The 17448-nt window shown below is 64.2% G+C and carries 17 protein-coding genes; 7 read left to right on the top strand and 10 right to left on the bottom strand.

What is annotated here, in order from left to right; genetic code table 11:
- Positions 1–68: 68 nt before the first annotated feature.
- Together EHF33_RS08940 and ftsH are read right to left on the bottom strand one after the other, a co-directional pair.
- Positions 69–419, bottom strand: coding sequence for a cell division protein FtsB (locus EHF33_RS08940; protein WP_124870262.1), 351 nt, complete (start codon positions 417–419; stop codon positions 69–71).
- A 153-nt stretch (positions 420–572) separates the two neighbouring features.
- The gene (ftsH, locus tag EHF33_RS08935; RefSeq protein ID WP_124870258.1) at positions 573–2453 is read right to left on the bottom strand and encodes an ATP-dependent zinc metalloprotease FtsH; all 1881 of its coding nucleotides are present in this window, start codon (positions 2451–2453) and stop codon (positions 573–575) included.
- Between the two features lie 220 nt (positions 2454–2673).
- On the opposite strand from ftsH, the gene EHF33_RS08930 reads away from it, so the two are divergent.
- The 3 genes from EHF33_RS08930 (at position 2674) to EHF33_RS08920 (ending at position 4901) form a co-directional block, all read left to right on the top strand.
- A complete protein-coding gene (locus EHF33_RS08930) occupies positions 2674–3165 on the top strand; it encodes a DUF4384 domain-containing protein (protein WP_124870255.1) in 492 nt (163 codons plus the stop codon).
- A gap of 94 nt (positions 3166–3259) precedes the next feature.
- Positions 3260–4150 carry a YfiT family bacillithiol transferase gene (locus EHF33_RS21815; RefSeq protein ID WP_124870253.1) on the top strand — a complete coding sequence of 297 codons (891 nt, stop codon included), beginning with the start codon at positions 3260–3262 and terminating at the stop codon, positions 4148–4150.
- Between the two features lie 10 nt (positions 4151–4160).
- A complete protein-coding gene (locus EHF33_RS08920; protein WP_124870250.1) occupies positions 4161–4901 on the top strand; it encodes a class I SAM-dependent methyltransferase in 741 nt (246 codons plus the stop codon).
- A gap of 51 nt (positions 4902–4952) precedes the next feature.
- Here the strand turns inward: EHF33_RS08920 and EHF33_RS08915 are convergent, their stop codons facing one another.
- From EHF33_RS08915 to EHF33_RS08900, 4 genes are all read right to left on the bottom strand, one after another.
- Complete coding sequence (locus EHF33_RS08915; RefSeq protein ID WP_241191111.1) at positions 4953–5558, bottom strand: hypothetical protein; 606 nt, start codon at positions 5556–5558, stop codon at positions 4953–4955.
- A 164-nt stretch (positions 5559–5722) separates the two neighbouring features.
- Positions 5723–7057, bottom strand: a complete 1335-nt coding sequence (locus EHF33_RS08910; protein ID WP_206431574.1) for an ABC transporter permease — start codon at positions 7055–7057, stop codon at positions 5723–5725.
- Complete coding sequence (locus EHF33_RS08905; protein WP_124870247.1) at positions 7054–7809, bottom strand: ABC transporter ATP-binding protein; 756 nt, start codon at positions 7807–7809, stop codon at positions 7054–7056. Before EHF33_RS08905 ends, EHF33_RS08910 begins: the two co-directional genes overlap by 4 nt.
- A complete protein-coding gene (locus EHF33_RS08900) occupies positions 7806–9182 on the bottom strand; it encodes an efflux RND transporter periplasmic adaptor subunit (protein WP_124870245.1) in 1377 nt (458 codons plus the stop codon). The genes EHF33_RS08905 and EHF33_RS08900 overlap by 4 nt, the downstream gene beginning before the upstream one ends.
- A gap of 179 nt (positions 9183–9361) precedes the next feature.
- Between EHF33_RS08900 and EHF33_RS08895 the strand changes: the two genes are divergently transcribed.
- From EHF33_RS08895 to EHF33_RS08880, 4 genes are all read left to right on the top strand, one after another.
- Positions 9362–10042, top strand: coding sequence for a response regulator (locus tag EHF33_RS08895; protein WP_124870243.1), 681 nt, complete (start codon positions 9362–9364; stop codon positions 10040–10042).
- A 78-nt stretch (positions 10043–10120) separates the two neighbouring features.
- Positions 10121–11500, top strand: a complete 1380-nt coding sequence (locus EHF33_RS08890; protein ID WP_124870240.1) for a sensor histidine kinase — start codon at positions 10121–10123, stop codon at positions 11498–11500.
- Between the two features lie 4 nt (positions 11501–11504).
- Positions 11505–12200, top strand: a complete 696-nt coding sequence (locus EHF33_RS08885; RefSeq protein WP_124870237.1) for an arginase — start codon at positions 11505–11507, stop codon at positions 12198–12200.
- 99 nt (positions 12201–12299) lie between these two features.
- Entirely contained in the window at positions 12300–12803 is a 504-nt protein-coding gene (locus EHF33_RS08880; protein ID WP_124870234.1) for an NUDIX hydrolase, read from the top strand.
- An 8-nt stretch (positions 12804–12811) separates the two neighbouring features.
- Here the strand turns inward: EHF33_RS08880 and EHF33_RS08875 are convergent, their stop codons facing one another.
- The 4 genes from EHF33_RS08875 to EHF33_RS08860 all read right to left on the bottom strand — a co-directional run bounded on the left by EHF33_RS08875 (position 12812) and on the right by EHF33_RS08860 (position 17284).
- Positions 12812–14248: a glycoside hydrolase family 3 protein gene (locus EHF33_RS08875; protein WP_241191110.1), complete on the bottom strand. Its 1437-nt coding sequence runs from the start codon at positions 14246–14248 to the stop codon at positions 12812–12814.
- Positions 14249–14318: 70 nt separating this feature from the next.
- The gene (locus EHF33_RS08870; protein ID WP_124870230.1) at positions 14319–14633 is read right to left on the bottom strand and encodes a hypothetical protein; all 315 of its coding nucleotides are present in this window, start codon (positions 14631–14633) and stop codon (positions 14319–14321) included.
- A gap of 60 nt (positions 14634–14693) precedes the next feature.
- Positions 14694–15851, bottom strand: coding sequence for a cytochrome P450 (locus EHF33_RS08865; protein WP_124870226.1), 1158 nt, complete (start codon positions 15849–15851; stop codon positions 14694–14696).
- The gene (locus tag EHF33_RS08860; protein WP_124870223.1) at positions 15848–17284 is read right to left on the bottom strand and encodes a phytoene desaturase family protein; all 1437 of its coding nucleotides are present in this window, start codon (positions 17282–17284) and stop codon (positions 15848–15850) included. The genes EHF33_RS08865 and EHF33_RS08860 overlap by 4 nt, the downstream gene beginning before the upstream one ends.
- Positions 17285–17448 lie beyond the last annotated feature (164 nt).

The following is a 17448-nucleotide window of genomic DNA, read 5'->3' as shown; positions in this document are numbered from 1 at the left end:
CTTGTCAGATTACTCACATTACTCATGGAATTCAAATGGCTGTATAGGCGCAGGCGACAAGCCGAAAGTTAAGGCAAGCGCACCGGGTCGCAGTTGCCTGACAAGCTCTCCTCGGCGCTTTGCGCCACCACCACCTGTTCAGTTTTGCCCACATAACCGATGCAGCGGGCCAGCGCGTCCATATAGTCTGGGTCGCTGGCTTTGGCTTTGGCGTCTTGAAGGATGATGACGTCTTGTTCGAGTTGCGTTTGCTGACTGCGGGCCAGCCCAGTTTGCTGCGTCCAGGTCAGGTAACGGTAGCCACTCTGGCCCAGCAAAAATGTCATTTGGACGATGCCCAGTGCCGCGAGCAAACTGGCGATCATCATGGTCAGGGGCAGGCGGCGCACTTCCTCCCAGCGCGGCAAACGGAGTTTCATTGCTGATTAGTCTAGCGCAAGTGCTCCGTTGTAAAGTTGGCTCAGCCGTCCGCTATCCGAAGGTGAGCGGCTGCCCGGAAGGCGCACACAAAACGGCGGCCCACCTGCTCAGGCCGCCGTTTGCTCGTCTTCAACCGTACGGCCCGCTCTGCTTTAGGCCTTGCCCAATGACACACTGCTCAGCGTGCCACCCGCCAGCACCGAGGCAAATTCTTCGCCCGACAGGGTTTCGTGTTCGATCAGGGCGGTGACGATGCTGTGGGTGCGGTCGAGGTGGGTGCGCATCAGCTCTAGGACACGCTGGTACTGAGACTCGATCAGCAACGAGACTTCTTCGTCGATCAAGCGGGCGGTGCGCGGGCCGTAGTTGCCCATCGCCGTGCCGCCGAGGTACATACTGGCCTCACTGCTGAGCGCCACCTTGCCGAGCTTGTCGCTCATGCCCCACTCGGTCATCATCCGGCGGGCGATGTTGGTGGCCTGCTGGAAGTCGTTTTGCGCTCCGGTGGTGACTTCCCCGAAGACGATTTCTTCGGCGGCGCGGCCCGCCAGCGCCACGGCGATCATGTCTTCGAGCGCGGCCCGCACGTAATGCACCCGGTCTTCACGCAGCGGCATCATGTAGCCCGCCGCCCGTCCACGCGGCACGACGGTCAGTTTGTGAACGCGGTCGGCGTGCGGCAGCAGTTGCGCGGCCAGCGCATGCCCGACTTCGTGGTAAGCCGTGACGCGGCGGTCTTTTTCGCCGATGACCATGCTGCGCCGCTCCGGCCCCATCAGCACCCGGTCACGCGCCTCGTCGATGTCTTTGTTGGTAATCCGGCTGCGCTGCTCTCTGGCCGCGCCCAGCGCCGCTTCGTTGAGCAAGTTCTCCAAGTCAGCGCCGACCATACCGGGCGTCTGCTTGGCGATGGCGGCCAGATCCACGCTCAAATCCAGCGGCTTTTTGCGGGCGTGAATCTTGAGAATGGTTTCGCGTCCCCTCACATCGGGCGCGTCCACCACAACTTGCCGGTCAAAGCGTCCGGGCCGCAACAGTGCAGCGTCGAGCACGTCGGGGCGGTTGGTGGCCGCCAGAATGATCACGTCGTGGCCGGTGCCGAAGCCGTCCATCTCGACGAGGAGTTGGTTGAGGGTCTGCTCGCGCTCGTCGTTGCCGCCCTGCATCCCGGAGCCGCGCTTGCGGCCCACTGCGTCGATTTCGTCAATGAAGACGATGCACGGCGAGGCTTTGCGGGCCTGCTCGAACAAATCACGGACACGGGCCGCACCGACGCCGACAAACATTTCCACAAAGTCCGAACCGCTGATCGAGAAGTAAGGCACTTTGGCTTCTCCGGCCACGGCGCGGGCCAGCAAGGTTTTGCCGCTGCCGGGAGGGCCGACCAGCAAAACGCCGTGTGGGATGCGTGCGCCCAGCGCGTGGTATTTCTCGGGGTGCTTGAGGAAGTCCACCACTTCAGTGAGGTCGGCTTTGGCTTCGTCGCAGCCCGCCACGTCGCCGAAGTTGACTTTGACCTGACCTTCTTGAAACACGTTGGCTTTGGATTTGCCGAACTGACTCGCGCCGCCGCCCTGATTGCCGCGTGCGCCGCGCCAGATCACCAGCAGCACCAGCCCGATCAAAATCAGCGGCAGCAGTTGAGTGATCCAGCCGAAGGGTGAGCCGCCGCCGACCACCTGGGTTTCCACTTTGGCGGCCCGCAACGCGCTGAGGGTCTGCCCGGTGGGCGGCACCACCACGTCGAGCGTGCGGCCCTCGCCCTGCACGGTGGCCCGGACGTTGCCGTCACCGTCAATGACCACCCTGCTGACCCTGCCGGCGCGGACATCGGCGAGGAAATTGGACGCGGTGTAGTTCTGGTCGTTGCGAACGGCGGCTGGCTGTACAGGCGACTGCTGCGCTCCCGCCGCGCCGAGTAGCAGCGAGCTGATCAGCACTGGAGCCAGCCAGCCCGTGACGCGCCGCTGCCACGCTGAGCAAGAGCGTTTGGAAGAAGTGGTTTGCCGGTCAGTCGGGCGGCGCAGGGTCATGCCGTATGGTACGGCGCACCGGCCCGGGCTTACTGATTGAGAATGACAATTGCCGAGCAGACTGTCAAAAATGGGCAGAGCGCTCTTGTCACCTTCCGCTTCCGCTCCTTTCTTTTCACTGTCCGGTTTTCACTCTCCGGCACCCAATGTGAATAAAACCATGAGAAGAAATTGGGCCAGCTTCAGGTTCAAGTCAGGCTCGATGCAGTATGCTTAATGTATGCGAAATGCCTTTTTGCTCGGCTCTTTGGCGCTTGGCCTAAGCGCCTGTTCAGTGACGGTTCAGTCCAACGCGGGCCTCAGCGGCTCGCGCAGCAATCTTATCTCCAGCTTTACGCCCGCACGCGGCGAAGGCAGCACCTACCCGATCGGCAGTCAAGTCAGCTTTAATCTCACCACCCGCACGGCCGGCTACGTCACTCTGATTTCGCTCGACCCCAACGGGCGCGGCAATGTCTTGGTGCGCGGCGCGGCAGTGGGCGCGGGCACCACCACCTTCCCGCGTGCCGAAGACCGCGTGACTTACGACGTACGCGAGCCTTACGGCCTTCAGCGGGTGCGGGCCATCTTTACCCGCGTGCGCCCCACCGTGGACGTGGTGCTGCAAGGCCAGTACAGCGGCGACACTTGGAACACCGTGACCAGCTCTTACCTGCGGCCCTACGCCCTGACTGACCGCGACGTGCAGGAAACTTTTTTCTACATTCGCTGATAGCCAGCGGATCAAGAAGTGCGCCCCTCGGTGACGAGCTGGGCGCATTTTTACCGTGCCGATTTTTGCTGCGCCGAGGCGCTAAGCTGCTGAAATGACCACGCCCCTGGACACCGCGCTCAGCTTCGCCGCCGCCAGTGCGCGGGTAGACGCTTACGTTTCGCAGTTTAAGGAAGGCTACTTTCCGCCGCTGTTGCTGCTGGCCCGTCTCAGTGAAGAAGTGGGCGAGGTGGCCCGCGTCCTCTCGCACGAAAACGGCAAAACGCCCAAAGCCGGCGAAGACGTGGGCGACTTGGAGTTGGAACTGGCCGACGCCCTGTTCGTGATGCTGTGTATGACCAACTCGCGGGGCCTGAGCTTGGAGCGCGGCTTCGAGCGGATGATGCAGAAAGTCGAAACGCGCGACGCCCAGCGCTGGACGAAGAAAGAAGAGGCGTCGCCCCGCACCTTCTTGACCGATCCGCGTTACCCGGTTGGCCCGATGCCGGTGCCGGGTGAGGTGTCCTTGCAAGCACGCGCAGAAGCAGTGGAAGCCATTCGCGCTTTGCCTGCCGAGTTGCGCTCAGCGGCGGCCAACCTGAGTGACGCCCAACTGGATACCCCCTACCGTGAAGGCGGCTGGACACTGCGCCAGGTCGTTCACCACGTTGCCGACAGCCACCTGAACGCCTACGCCCGCCTCAAATGGGCGCTGACCGAGGAGCGGCCCACCATCAAGCCCTATCAGGAAAGCCAGTGGGCGAGCTTTGCAGATTCGGCCCTGCCTGTAGAAGTCAGTTTGGTGCTGCTCGACAGCCTGCATCAGCGCTGGGTGGCTGTGCTGGAGAGCTTAAGCGAAGCGCAGTGGGCGCGTGAGTTCGTGCATCCGGTGGGTGGCGAGGTGCTGAGCGTGGGCCAAGCGGCGCGGCGCTACCAATGGCACGGCCAGCACCACACCGCCCACCTCTTGCGGCTGCGGCAAGCGCAGGGCTGGCCGTTGCGCTAAGTTGGGGGCCGTGAACTACGACGATTTTGCCGATCTCTACGACCATCAGTACGACCTTTACCGCGACGATTTGCATTTTTACGGCGGACTGGCTGAGCGCGTCGGCGGCAAGCTGCTGGAAGTTGGAGCGGGCACCGGGCGCGTGACCAGCTACCTGGCGCGGCGCGGCGCAGACGTGACCGGCTTGGAGCCGAGCGCCCGCATGTTGGAGCGGGCCAGAGCGCGGGCGGAGCGCGAAAACCTGGTGCTGCATCTGGTGCAAGGCGACGCCAAGACCTTTCAATTAGAAACCCGCTTCGACCTGATCATCGCCCCCTTCAACGCCCTGATGCATCTCTACACCCCCAACGAGCAGTTGCAGGCGCTGGAAAACCTGCGTGCTCACCTGATCCCCGGCGGCCAACTGGTGTTTGATTTGAGCGTGCCGCGCTACGGCCAGCCCGCCACCATGCGGCATGAGGGCGAGACGTTTTATGTCGGCAAGGAGCGCACCGACGTGTTTTTGGTGCAGCGCCTCGACGAAGTCAAGCAGCGCGTGACCACCGATTACTACGTGGACACGGTGGGAGAGAACGGAGCGCTGCGCCGCCGATTTTTCAGCTTGGAGCAGCGCTACTACACCCGCTACGAAGTGGAGTGGCTGCTGCGCTGCGCGGGCTTCGAGTCGCCCCGCGTGCAAGGCGGTTTTCAAGGTGGGCCGCTGGAAATGGGCAGCGAAACGATGGTATTTTTGACGCGGCGTAAGGGGTAAATGCGAAAAAGAGCGAACTGCCCGAGTTCGCCCTCTTTCCGCCTAGCGCTTCTATTTCTTTTGCAGCAAGGCAATGTAAGCCTTGAGTGCGTCGGCCTCGCGGCCCTGCTTGAAGGGGTTGAAGGAGCCGCCTGCGGGTGCGCCGCCTGTGCCTGCTTGCCCCGCCTGACCCTGCCGATTTTGCCCGCCAAAGCCGCCGCCCGGCAAGCCCGGAATGCGGATGCCGCCTTGTTGGGCGCTGCCCTGTTTGGCCCGCGCCGCGCGGCGGTCTTCTTGACGTTTGAGGTCGAGGTCATCCAGCGCCGTCACCTGCTTGTCGGTCAGAATTTTGTCTTCAATTTGGCTGAGCATCTTTGTCGCGTCCGCGCCGCTGATACTGGCCGAGGTTTGCAGCTTTTGCAGCAGCGGCACCAGCTGTTTGGCCTGCGCCTTGGTCACCGCCTGCGCCTTATTTTTTTCGAGTTCAGCCATCAGCGATACGCGGCTGGCGAGGTCGAAGACTGGGCGCATGGCCTGAAAGCGGGCACGCTGGGCAGGATCGATTTGGCGCTGCTGTCCGCCCTGCCGCTGAGCGGGTTGGCCTTGCTGGGCAGACGCTGCACCGAGCAGCAAAGAAGCGGAAATGGTCAGGATTTTGAGGATATTTTTAGACATCATGAATCGACTCCTTCTTTCAGATCCAATTTGAACACTTGGACAAGTTATATTTACAGCGGTGCTGTGCAGAAACAGTGAAGAGAGAGCTCACTTATCTTTGAGAAGACTTCTCATTAAACTTGATACATCTTCTAACTTCATCTCCAATTTAAATTGTGCCGATTCTACTCATAGCGCAAACTGTCCACCGGATCGAGTTTGGCCGCCTGCGCCGCCGGGTAGTAGCCGAAGAAGATGCCCACCAGGGCGCTGAACAAAAAGGCAATGCCAATCGTGACGGGAGAGAACACCGGAGTGATGCCTGCCAGTGTGCCCAAATAAGCTGCGCCTACTCCCAGCACCAGCCCGATCACGCCGCCGCCCACCGACAGGACGAAGGCTTCGACCAAAAACTGAGTCAGGATGTCGCGGGGTTTTGCGCCCAGCGCTTTGCGGACGCCGATTTCGCGGGTGCGCTCGGTGACCGACACCAGCATGATGTTCATGATGCCGATGCCGCCGACCAGCAAACTGATTCCGGCGATTGCGCCCACCAGCAGCGTCAGGGTGGTGGTGATGCTGTTCAGGCTCGCCAGCGAGTCGGCCTGATTCTGAATCTGAAAATCGTCGTTGGCCGGGTCGGTGATTTTGTGGCGGGTTTCCAGCAAACTGGTAATTTCGCTTTGCAGCGGGGTCAAATCGGCGGCGGTGGTGGCCTGCACATACACGTTGCTGACGGTGGGCTGGCCGCCACTGCGGGTGGTGCTAAAGCGCTGCTGGAAGGTGGACAGCGGCACGATGACTTGCCCGTTGGGGTTGCCGAAGCCGCTGGCTCCCTTGTCGGGCAGCGTGCCGATGACCGTAAACGTCACGTTGCCCAGCCGGACTTTTTGATTGAGTGGATCAGCGCCGCTGAACAAGTCCTGCACCAGCTGATAACCGATGACCGCCACCCGTTTGCGGCCTTTTACGTCCTCGTCGGTGAAGTAACTGCCAGTGGCCAGCGGGCTGTTTCTGACCGTTTCGTAAGCGGGCCAGGTGCCGATGACGGTGGCCTGGGTATTGAGGCTTCCGGCTTTGGCCTGCACGCTGCTCTGGGTGCTGGGGGCCACCCCCGCGATCCTGGCCGAGTCGAGCGCCGCAATCGCCTCGGCGTCTTTGAGGGTAATGGTCTGGCGCGGGCCGCCGCGCACCAGTGAGCCGCCGCCGAAGTTGCTGCGTGCGCTGCCCACCGTCAGAAGGTTGGTGCCCAGCGCTTCCAGGTTTTTGGTGACGCCCGCCGTGCTGCCCGATCCGATGGCTGTCAGCGCGATCACGGCGGCCACGCCGATGATGACGCCCAGCGCCGTGAGCATACTGCGCAGCGGCGAACCCAAAATCGCCCGCCAGGCCACTGTCACTGCGCCGCCCAGGCCCATGCCGCCGCCTGTGCGGGAGCGGTGCTGGCCAGTTGGGGTTTGGCTGATAGGAGTCTGGCTGGGCGGTTGCGGCGCGGCGTCCTTGAGGGGTTGGGTGGTCATAGCATCGCCGCTTGGACGGTAAGCGGGGCCGCCCGTTGGCCGCGCGTGGGGGTCTGGCGCTCGTCTCGCTCGATCACTCCGTCGCGCAGCCGCACCACCCGCTCGGTGTACTCCGCAATGTCATTTTCGTGGGTCACGATCACCACCGTCTTGCCCTCGGCGTGCAGTTCACCAAACAGGTTCATGACTTCCTCGGAGGTGTGCGAATCCAAGTTGCCGGTCGGCTCGTCGGCCAGCAGCAAGCGGGGCGAGAGGCTCAGCGCCCGCGCCACCGCCACCCGCTGCTTTTGCCCGCCGCTGATCTGCGAGGGCAAGTTCTTGGCTTTGCTCTCCAGCCCGACCCGCCGCAGCACGTTCATGGCGATTTCGCGGCGCTCGGCGGCGGGGTATCCGGCGTAGGTCAGCGGGACTTCGACATTTTCGAGGAGGTTTAAGCGCGGCAGCAGGTGAAACGCCTGAAACACGAAGCCGATCTCCTCGTTTCTGGCCTCGGCCCGCTCGTTTTCACTCAGCGCCGTCACGTCGCGCCCGCCCAGCAAGTAGCGGCCCTCAGAAGCGCGGTCGAGTAAGCCGATAATCTGCATCAAGGTGGTCTTGCCGCTGCCCGACGGCCCCATCAGCGCCACCATCTCGCCCACGTTGACCACCAAGCCCACGCCCCGGAGCGCCTCGAACACCACTTCGCCGGTCTGGTAGGTTTTGCGAACGGCGCTGAGATCCAAAACGGGTAGGTCTGAAACGGGAACGCTCACCGTCCACCGCCGAAGCCCCCGACGCCCGGAACGCGGGTGGGGGTGCCCGTCCGCGCCGCGCCTGCGCCGCCAGGGCTGCTGGGCACCGTGCCAGCCGGCAACACCACCACGTCGCCGGCCTTCAGTCCCTCGGTCACGATGATGTTGGTGCCGTCATCGGCTCCGGTGCGGACGCGGGTGCGCTCCGCCGTGCCGTCTGCGGCCTGAAGCTGAACATAGCTGCGCGTTCTGACTGCTTCCACCGCTTTTTTGGGAACCGTCAGGCCCTGAGCTTGGCTCTGGATGATTTCGGCTTCGGCGGTCATGCCGGGGCGCAGGGTGCCTTCAGGGTTGGGAAGCTGCACCGTTACCGTGAAGTAAGCGATGCCGGAATCGGTGGTGGCCTGCGGGCTGATCCGGATGACTTTGCCGCTAAAGGTCTGGCCGTCGAGGGCGTCCAAAGTCACGTCTGCTTGTTGGCCCGCTTTGATGGCCCCGATCTCGGTTTCGTCGATCTGCACCGGGAGGTCGATCTGCGAAGCGTCGATCAAGGTGGCGATTACCGTGCCGCCCACGCTGCTGCCGGTGACGCTCTGGCCGCTGCTGACCGGCACCGTCGCCACCGTGCCGGACATCGGGGCATACAACTTGATGCCCGCCTGGGTGGTTTGGGCGTCTTGCAAGCTGACCTGAGCTTGCTGCACCGCCAGTTGGCTGCTGCTGAGATCCTGCTGGGCGCTGAGGGCTTTGGCACTCTGCTGAGCGCGGGCTGAGCTTAGAGCTTGCTGGGCTGTGCTGAGGGCGCTCTGGGCACTTTGCACCCCGAGGCGGGCCGTTTCCAGATCCTGAGCGCTGATGCCGCCCACCGCGTAGATAGTTTGCTGATTGGCGTAAGTCTGCTGGGCGGCGGCGAGGTTGCTCTGAGCGGTGGTTAAGCTCTGCTGGGCGCTGACGACGCTCTGCGCGTCTCCGGCGCGGCTGCTGGCCTGCGACGCCCGTAGCGAAGCGAGCTGCGCCTGGGCTTTTTGCAGCGCGAGTTGGGCGTTTTGCAGGCCGGTGTCGGCGGTCAAGCTGCTGAGTTTGGCAATCAGTTGGCCCTTGGTGACGCTCTGGCCCACCGTGGGCACCAGCGTCAAGGTGCCGCCCGTCGTGGCCGAAACACTGCTGCTGGTGGCTGCCTGCAAAGTGCCCGGCCCGCTGACCGACACCTTGACCTCACCCTCGGCGGCGGTGGCCGTCTGAACGGTGACCACTGGGGTCTGTGCCGTTTTGGTGCGCTGATACCAGTAAGCTCCGCCGCCGCCGATCAGCAGGGCCGCCACGATCCACGGCCAGATTTTGCGTGTTTTGCGCTGGGGAGCGGGCCGAGACGCCGCTGTGCTGGGTGTGGACATCGTTTACAGCCTTCCTGATCGAACGGGGCCGTGTCTAGGCGGTTGGGACGCTGGGTTCTGCATACCTGACAGTAAAACCGGAACCCACGAACACCCCGCGCAGGCTTTGTGAAGGTTTGACGCAGACGCCGCGCCGCTCTGTGCGCCGAACCTTTACACGCCGGATTTAAGATCAATTCATGAGCGCCCTGATTTTAATCGTAGAAGACGAGCCGCATCTGGCCGAGGTGCTGGAAGCCTACGCCAAGCAAGAAGGCTTCCGCAGCGAACGGGCCGCCGACGGCAACGCCGCGCTGACCCTTTACCGCGCCGCCAAGCCGGATCTGGTGCTGCTCGACATTATGCTGCCCGGCAAAAATGGCCTGGATGTGCTGCGCTCGATTCGCCAAGACGGTGCCACGCCGGTCATTCTGGTGACCGCCCGCGCCGAGGAAAGCGATCACATCGTGGGCCTGGAACTCGGCGCAGACGATTACGTGGTCAAGCCGTTTCGCCCCCGCGAGGTGATGGCCCGCGTGCGGGCGGTGCTGCGCCGCGCCTCCGCCGCGCTCGAATCCGGTGACGCGCCGCTGCGGGTGGGGCCGCTGGAGATAGACCGCCGCGCCGTGACTGCCAGCGTCAGCGGACAAGAACTGCAACTGACGCCCACCGAGTTTCGGCTGCTTTCGCATCTGGCCGCCGCGCCGGGCCGGGCGTTTAGCCGTGAGGAACTCTTGCAGGCTGCCCTGCCCGACTCCGACGCTCTGGAGCGGGTGGTGGACGCGCACCTGGCCGGAGCGAGGCGCAAACTGGAAGCGGCGGGCGCGGCGGGCCTGCTGCACACTGTGCGCGGCGTCGGCTATAGATTGTCCGAAGGGTAAGCGGCTGGCCCGGTTTTCAACTCCTTGCCCAGCCCGCCCACTGCCCAAGACTTTGCCCCAAATGAGGCCAACTCCGCCATGACGCCCAACGCCCAACAAGCCAATCCCGATTCAGCCGCGCCCAGCCGCACCTGGCCCTGGCAGCGCCTGTCGGTGAGCATCATTGCCGCCATGCTGCTGATGATGGCGATCATGGCGCTGAGCTTGGTGGCGGTGTCTAATTACTCGGTGCAGCGGCAATTCGACAACATGCCGGCAGAATTTCGCGCTCAGTTTGACTCGGGTGAACAGAGCGGGCCAAACAACCAAACCAACCCCATTCAAAATCGCCCCACCAACACTGGTGACGTGGGGCGCAAACTCGCGCAGGGCGTGACCAAATCCTATTTCATGCTGGTGCCGTCTGTGGCTGCTGGGCCAGCTTCTGCGCTTGGCTCAGTGTCCCCGCGCCTCAGCCGGAGCGAGCGAATCCGGCGTGAATTGCTGAACAACCTCATCTGGGCAGTGGCAATTTCGGGCGTGGTGGCCGTTCTGATCGGGGCGCTGCTGGCCCGCTTGATTGCCCGTCCGGTGGCTGAAGTCTCCGGAGCCGCGCAACTGGTGGCCAGCGGAGACCTCTCGGCCCGCGCCCGGCAGTGGCCCGGCAACGCGGAGCTGATCCATTTGACCCGCAACTTCAATCAGATGGCCAGCGGCTTGGAACTCCTCGAGCGCGAACGCCGCGAGATGATCGCCGACATCGCCCACGAACTGCGCACCCCGCTGGCCGTGGTGCAGGCCCGCCTCGACGCTTTTGAAGACGGTGTGCTGGAACCCACCACGCAGGAACTGGCCCTGATGTCGACTCAAATTGGCCTGCTGACCCGCTTGGTAAGCGATCTGCGGACGCTGTCGCTGGCCGAGGCGGGCCGCTTGCCGCTGCAACTCGCGCCGCTGGATTTGTCGGCGCTGACCTCACGCATCGGGCAGTCTTTTGTCAGCAAAGCGCAGGCGGCGGGCATTGCCCTGCATCTGACGACCTCGGCGGGTGAGCTGCCGATCCAAGCCGACCGTGACCGCTTGGGGCAAGTCTTGGTCAATTTGCTCGAAAATGCTCTGCGCTACACCCCGTCCGGCGGGCAAGTCTGCGTTTCGGTGCGTGCCACATCCAGCGGCACAGACGCGGCCCAGGCCGTGCTGAGCGTGCGCGACTCTGGCCCCGGCTTTCCGGCGGGCAGCGAACGGCAGGTCTTTACCCGCTTTTTTAGGGCCGACGAGAGCCGCACCCGCGATTCGGGCGGCAGCGGGCTGGGGCTGGCGATTGTGGCTGCCATCATCGGCGCACACGGCGGCGCGGTGACGGCCCGCAACGCACTGAGTGGCGGAGCGGAAGTGGAAGTCCGGCTGCCGCTGCACGAAGAAGCGCCCAGCGAGTGGAGCGAGGCGCTGGCTTCATCCGGCGCAGGCTCTACACTCTGAAGCGATGCTGCTGAGCTTAGACTGGGACGCTTATTCGGGCTGCCGAGCACTGGTGTTCGACGCGCCGATTTGGGGCACGCCCGACCGCGAGCATGACCGCTTGGCGGCTTGGCAGGCCCGCGCCCTCAAGCGTGATGTGCAGGCGCGGGAGTGGGACGCGCTGGAGGCCGATTTTCCGCTGTATCCCGGTTGGCAAGACTGGGCGCAGTACGCCGGACGCCCGGCCTGGGTGTGTTGGAGTCACGCCCACGCTTGGCCGTGGCTGGAGCAGTTTCCGGGCCGTGAAGTCCTTAACATCGACAGCCACCACGATCTGTACTCGCTCAGCGGCGACCCCGGCAAGCTGCGCCCCGGCAACTGGGCGGGCCTGGGGTTGGCGGCCGACCTGATTTCGCATTACCGCGTGCAGTACCCGGCGTGGCACGGGGAAGTGCCGGTGGCCGAGGGGCATGACCTTGAGCGCACGCTGGCCGAACTTCGCCCCCAACTGAGTCAGGGATTGCGGGGCCGCCTGAGCCTCAGCCGCGCCGATACCCTCCCCCCGAAGCATGAAGTAGAGGCGCTGCTGCTGGTGCAGTCACCGTCTTGGAGCAGTCCAGCACATGACGCGGCGTTCGCGGCGCTAGTAAAGGCGCTGGACGCAAAGCCCATCAGCCGACCATCTGTGCGAAACTGGCCCAACTCCTTACCGCAACTCTAGAAAGGGGAGCTGGGCTCAGCGCTCGAAGTCGCTTTGTTGGCAGTTTTCTTCTCGCCGCTTCCGAGGTTTTTGGATGGTTTGTCGTCTGTACAGGTCGCTATGACTGCTGCTCGTTCTTCCAGCGCCCTTTATTACCAAGTGGGCGTCTTTGGGCTGATTCGCAGCAAAGACACTTATCTGACCGTCACGCCGCATCAGCCGGTTTTGCCGGGCGCGGTGCAGTTGCCCGGGCTGCTGCTGACCAGTCCCAGCGGCGCGGGCCTGGCCGAGTCGGGGCTGCGCCGCGCTCTGCTCTCGCAGGTGGGTTTGGCGGTCAGTGCGCTGTCGGTGGTCGCCAGCTTTGCCGTTCGGCTGCCGGAAGGCGACTCGCGCCTGAGCCTGATTTTTGGCAGCGAGTACGTCTCGGGCATTCTCAATCCCAGCTCGGAAGTGCTCGGCGCACAGTGGCTTGACCCCGAGGAGCTTCGTCGCGCCGGCGCTCCGCAGTGGCTTTTTGCCGCCATCCGTGAATACGAAGCGTTTCACGGCACGCCGCCGAGCGGAGGTGAAGAGCGCCCACGCCGGGTGGGGTTGCGCTCTATTTTGGGTCGCCGCAGCGAGTGAAGGGATGCTCAGCTGCCGCGTAGCCAAGCCCACACCGCCGCCCGCGCCAGTGGCCTAAAGCCGAAACTCTGCACAGCGGGAGACTGAACGTCCTGTGCGGTGTAAGGGTTGTAGAGGGCCAAGTGCAAATCCGGAGTTGCGCCCGCGAGGGCCGTTTGGCGGTGGCGGTGGGCCGTGATGAGCAGCAACAGGCGGCCTTCTCGCTCGGCCTGCGCCCGCAACTCGGCCCAGTTCAGCGCCGACGGATCGTCGTAAGCGTGCAACTTGACCGCGTACCACTCGGCCAGTTCGTCTGCCAGCGTCTGGGCCTCCACGCTGGCCTCGCTGACATTTTCGCGCTGGGCTTTGGCTTGGGCCACCAGCAGTAGCGGCTGACCCACCGCCACCGATTGGGGGTTGCCCACAAAAGTCAGGCCCCGTGCCCATGCCTCGCCAAACAGCTTTTCATCTTCCTGCGCCTGTTTATTCTGCTCGACTTTTGCCGGAAAGCGCCGCGCCAAATCTGAGAGCCTTTCGAGTTTGTCTTGCACCTCCAAACCGGCTTCCAGCGCTTCCTGCACAGCTTTGAGGGTGGCTTCCTGCACCTCTCGCCGCCCCAGCGCCATGACCATATCGGCTCCGGCGCTCAGGCTCAGCACCGCCGCCTCGCCGCGCCCATAGTGAGCGTCAATCGCCTGCATGCCCATGCTGTCGGTAATAATCACGCCGCCGTAGTGCCACTCGTCTCGCAGGAGTCCAGTCAGAATGGGCCGCGACAGAGTGGCCGGATGCTCGGCGTCAAGCGCGTCGTAAAGGATGTGGGCCGTCATCACGGCGGGGGCGTCGGTGAGGCAAGCCTTGAACGGAGCGAGTTCCAGCGTCTCCAGCTCGGCGCGGGATTTACCCACCCTCGGTAGGGCGCGATGCGAGTCTTGGTGGGTGTCGCCGTGGCCGGGGAAATGTTTGACGCAGCCCGCCACGCCTGCCCGTTTCAGGCCGCGCAGAGCCGCCGCACCTTGCTGGGCCACCAAGTCCGGCGACGCTCCAAACGAGCGCTCGGCGATCACCGGATTGTCAGGGTTCACGTTCACGTCCAGCACCGGAGCAAAATTCCAATTGATGCCCACTGAGCGCAGTTGCCGCCCCGCCGCCGCCGAAACGTCTTCGGTGAGTTGCAGGTCACCCGCCTGGCCGAGGCTCATGGCGCTGGGCGGCGCGGGCCAAAAGGTGGGCCGGACAATCGCGCCGCCCTCGTGGTCGATGGCGATCAGGGCTTCTTCGCCCATGATCTCCCGCAACTCGGTGCAGAGCTGACGCAGTTGCGCTTGGCTCTCCACATTTTTGCCGAAGAGACACACGGCCCGGATTCCGTTTACGCGCAAATATTCGGCGGTGTCCACGTCTAAGCGCGGGCCGGGAATGTCCACCATCAGCAGGGCACCGGCTTGCATCCGTTTTTGGGTCATGCCGCTAAGCTAGCAAAATGCGCCGCAATGGGCGCATTCGGATTGGTTGGGGTTGTATGAACCGCTGCGTTCAGTTGGTACAGCGTTTGGCGCTGTAAAGGCGGTTGAGGGTGCCGATGCGCTCGTCGGCTGCCCGCTGGACTTTGTCGTTGGTGTATTCGTTGGCGACTACGCCCGGCAAGAACAAAATGGCCCAGGCGACGTTCTGGCCGCTCAGTCCACGGTTGTTTCCAGCTTCCGTGCGGGCCAGTTCGGCGCGGCTGATCTCTGACCTGATTTCATTGCAAGATAAGTCGGCATCCGGCTTGCGTGAATTGGGGTTGTAGCGGGGAGCGCAGGAAGCCAGCATCAACGAGGCGGTCAGCAGCAAGACAACTTGTTTCATGGATGTTCCTCCGCTCCTCTGATAGCACACACCCAGCCGGTTCGCCGGTAATTTACGGCTTTAGTTTGCCCTCACCCACAAAGCCCCACTCGGCCCCAAGGTCACGCCGGGGCGGGGTGCTGGGTTGCCGCGCAGCGCCGAGAGGGGCGGCAGGCTGGCCAGAGCTGTTTCCAGCATCAAATTGGCCAAGTGCATCCCGAGGCAAACGCGCTCGCCGCCGCCGAACGGCAGATAACTCCACGCCGGGGGCCTAAATCCGGCTTGCCAGCGCTGCGGCCAGAACTCGCCCGCCCGCTCCCAGCGCGTGGCGTCACGCCCGCTCAGGTAAGGGCTGTAGAGCGCCAGTGCGCCTTTAGGCAGCCGCACGCCCTCGAACTCGCTGTCTTGGGCCAGGCGGCGGCTGCCCATCCAGCCCGGCGGATACAGCCGCAAAGTTTCTTTGATGACGGCGGGATGACGCTCGGAGGTGTGCCACTCGGGAAACTGGGCCAGGTGCCAGGCTGCCCAAGCCAGCGTGTGGGTGGTGGTGTCGTGGCCCGCCGCCAGCGAAATCCTTGCTTCGCGCACGCCGCCGGGGAGCTTGGCGAGCAGGGCCAGCAGATCGTCGCTGCCCTGAGTGAATCGGCGCTGAGTCAGTCTCCGCTGGGCCAGCCGCCCCAGCTCGGCGTCAAAGCGGGCGAACAGCAGCGGTCGCGGATAAGCCGGAGTCGGAAAGGGAAAGCGCAGCGGCGCGAGAAAAGCGTGCAGCAACTTGTCCGGAAACTCGCCGCTGAAATACGCCGCATTGAGCATCGCCAGCACTGCGCCGTCAGCCCACTGGAGGGCGTCGAAATCAGCCTTAAAAAATTGGGCGTTGAACTCCCGCAGGGCTGACTCAATGCGCGTTTTGAGCGTTTCCAAGTGCGCCTTGCCAAACCCCGGATTCATCAGTTGGCGGCGCGGCCCGTGCCCCGGCGCGTCGGTCAGGATGATCCCGCCGGCCAAGTAAGGCACCACCGCCGAGAAGCCGCCCGCGCTGGCAAAGGTGTTCAAATCGGTCAGCATGCGCTTGTTCCAAGCTGGCGAGTAACCGACCACCGTCCTAAGGCCGAGCTGAAGTCCGAACAGTTCACCCAAGGCCGCGCCTTCCTCAATCAGCTCCAGCGGCTGGCCGCCCCAGCGCTGTAAGTGGCCGGAGAAAGGCAGGGCGCGGGGACGCGGCAAGTCGCTGAGATTCAAGCCCCGCTCACTTGCCCGCCGAGGTCGTCGTAGGGCAGCCCCAAGACCTGTCCCGCGCCGTTCCAGCCGCTCAGCAGCGAGAGCGGCACGCCGCCGCCGGGATGCACCGTGCCGCCGACTTGCACCAGATTGCGGGCCGCCGTATGTGTCCAGCCGGGGCGCAAGCTGCCCAGCAGGCCGTGCGGGGCTGCGCCGTAAATCGCGCCGCCCATCCCGGTCAGGGCGTAAAGCGCCGGATCAAGCGGCAGCCAACTGCTGACTGGCAAGGCCGCGCCGTACTTCTCTGCGTAGCGGGCCTGTAAGTTGTCCAAGAGGGCCGCGCCGTAAGTGTAAGGATCGGCGACGATATTGGGATTGGGCGGCGCGTTGATGAGCAAAAAGGCCCGCTGGCCGTCGAGGTGCAGGTACAGCGCCGGATCGCTGGGCAGCTTACCGAGAGCAATATCGCGCCATTCCTGCCGGTACTCCGCCGGAAAAAACAGGTGGTGGGCGCGGCCCACGTCGCGCTCCAGCCGCAGTTGCAGGGCAAAGCCGCTGATGCCGCGCGGCGCTTTTTCTGGCGGCAGCCCCAGCCAGCGGGTGGTGGTGGCGTGGTCGGCGGCGCTGACCCACTGCTCGGCGCTGTACGCTCCCTGATCGGTGTGCGCCCCGATAATCTGGCGGCCGGAGCGCAGCAGGTGCTTGACTGTCACGCCGTACTCGAATCTCACGCCGAGCTGCTCGGCTTCCTCGCCCAATCGGGCCGCCAGCGCTCCCAGGCCGCCCGACGGGCCTTCGCCCAAATGCCACACGCCCAGGCCCAGTTCGACCCAGGCGATGTTGTGCAGCACGGCGGGAGCTTTGTAAGGATTGGCCCCCAAGTAAGTGGCAAAGCGCAGCCAGAAGGGCGTCAGCAGCGGGCCACTTTGCACCAGTTGCGCCAGGCTTTTCAGCGGCGCGGCGCGGCGGCCCTTGGTGAGCGCGTAGCGGGCCAGCTGAACGCGGCTGGGCGGCGGGCCAAACAAAAACGTGGGCGCGGCGTCTTGGTACATTTGGCGCGAGACATCCAGCAACCGGCGGTACTGGCTGGCCTCGCTGCGGCTGAGCTGCGCCAGTGTGCTGTCCAAGCTGCCCGCCACGTTCAGCGCTTCGGGGGCAAAGGTGCGCCCAGAGAGCTTGCCCGCGTAGTGGTAGGTGGTGGTGGGCCGCGCCGGCGTCAGCAGCGGCTGGGCCCACTCTAAGCGCTGATACAGCCCCCGGAAGATGTCGGGCATGGTCACGACGCTGGGGCCGCTGGAAAAGTCTGTCCAGCCCAGCGCCGCTTTGCCGCCGGGGCGCTCCAAGCGGTCAAGCACCGTGACCGACGCTCCGGCCCGTGCCAGCCGCAGCGCCGCCGCCAGCCCCGCAAAGCCTGCGCCGAGAACGATGGTACTGGGAGGCCGAGAACGCGTCATGCTTGAAAAGATACACGGCTGGGCGCTTTGTCCGGCGATACCAACTGAGCTGAGCTTACAAATGGCGGCCTGCCCGCTCTGCGTCCACTCGAATGAGGGCGCTGTGTTGAGCGACGTTTGGCCGCTCAGCCTGGAAGCCAGCATGAAATTTGTCATACTTCTGT

Origin of the sequence: Deinococcus psychrotolerans, from assembly GCF_003860465.1 — a bacterium.
Lineage (GTDB): Bacteria > Deinococcota > Deinococci > Deinococcales > Deinococcaceae > Deinococcus > Deinococcus psychrotolerans.
The sequence above is the reverse complement of the archived record's forward strand: the minus strand, read 5'-3'. Positions and strand labels throughout refer to the sequence as shown.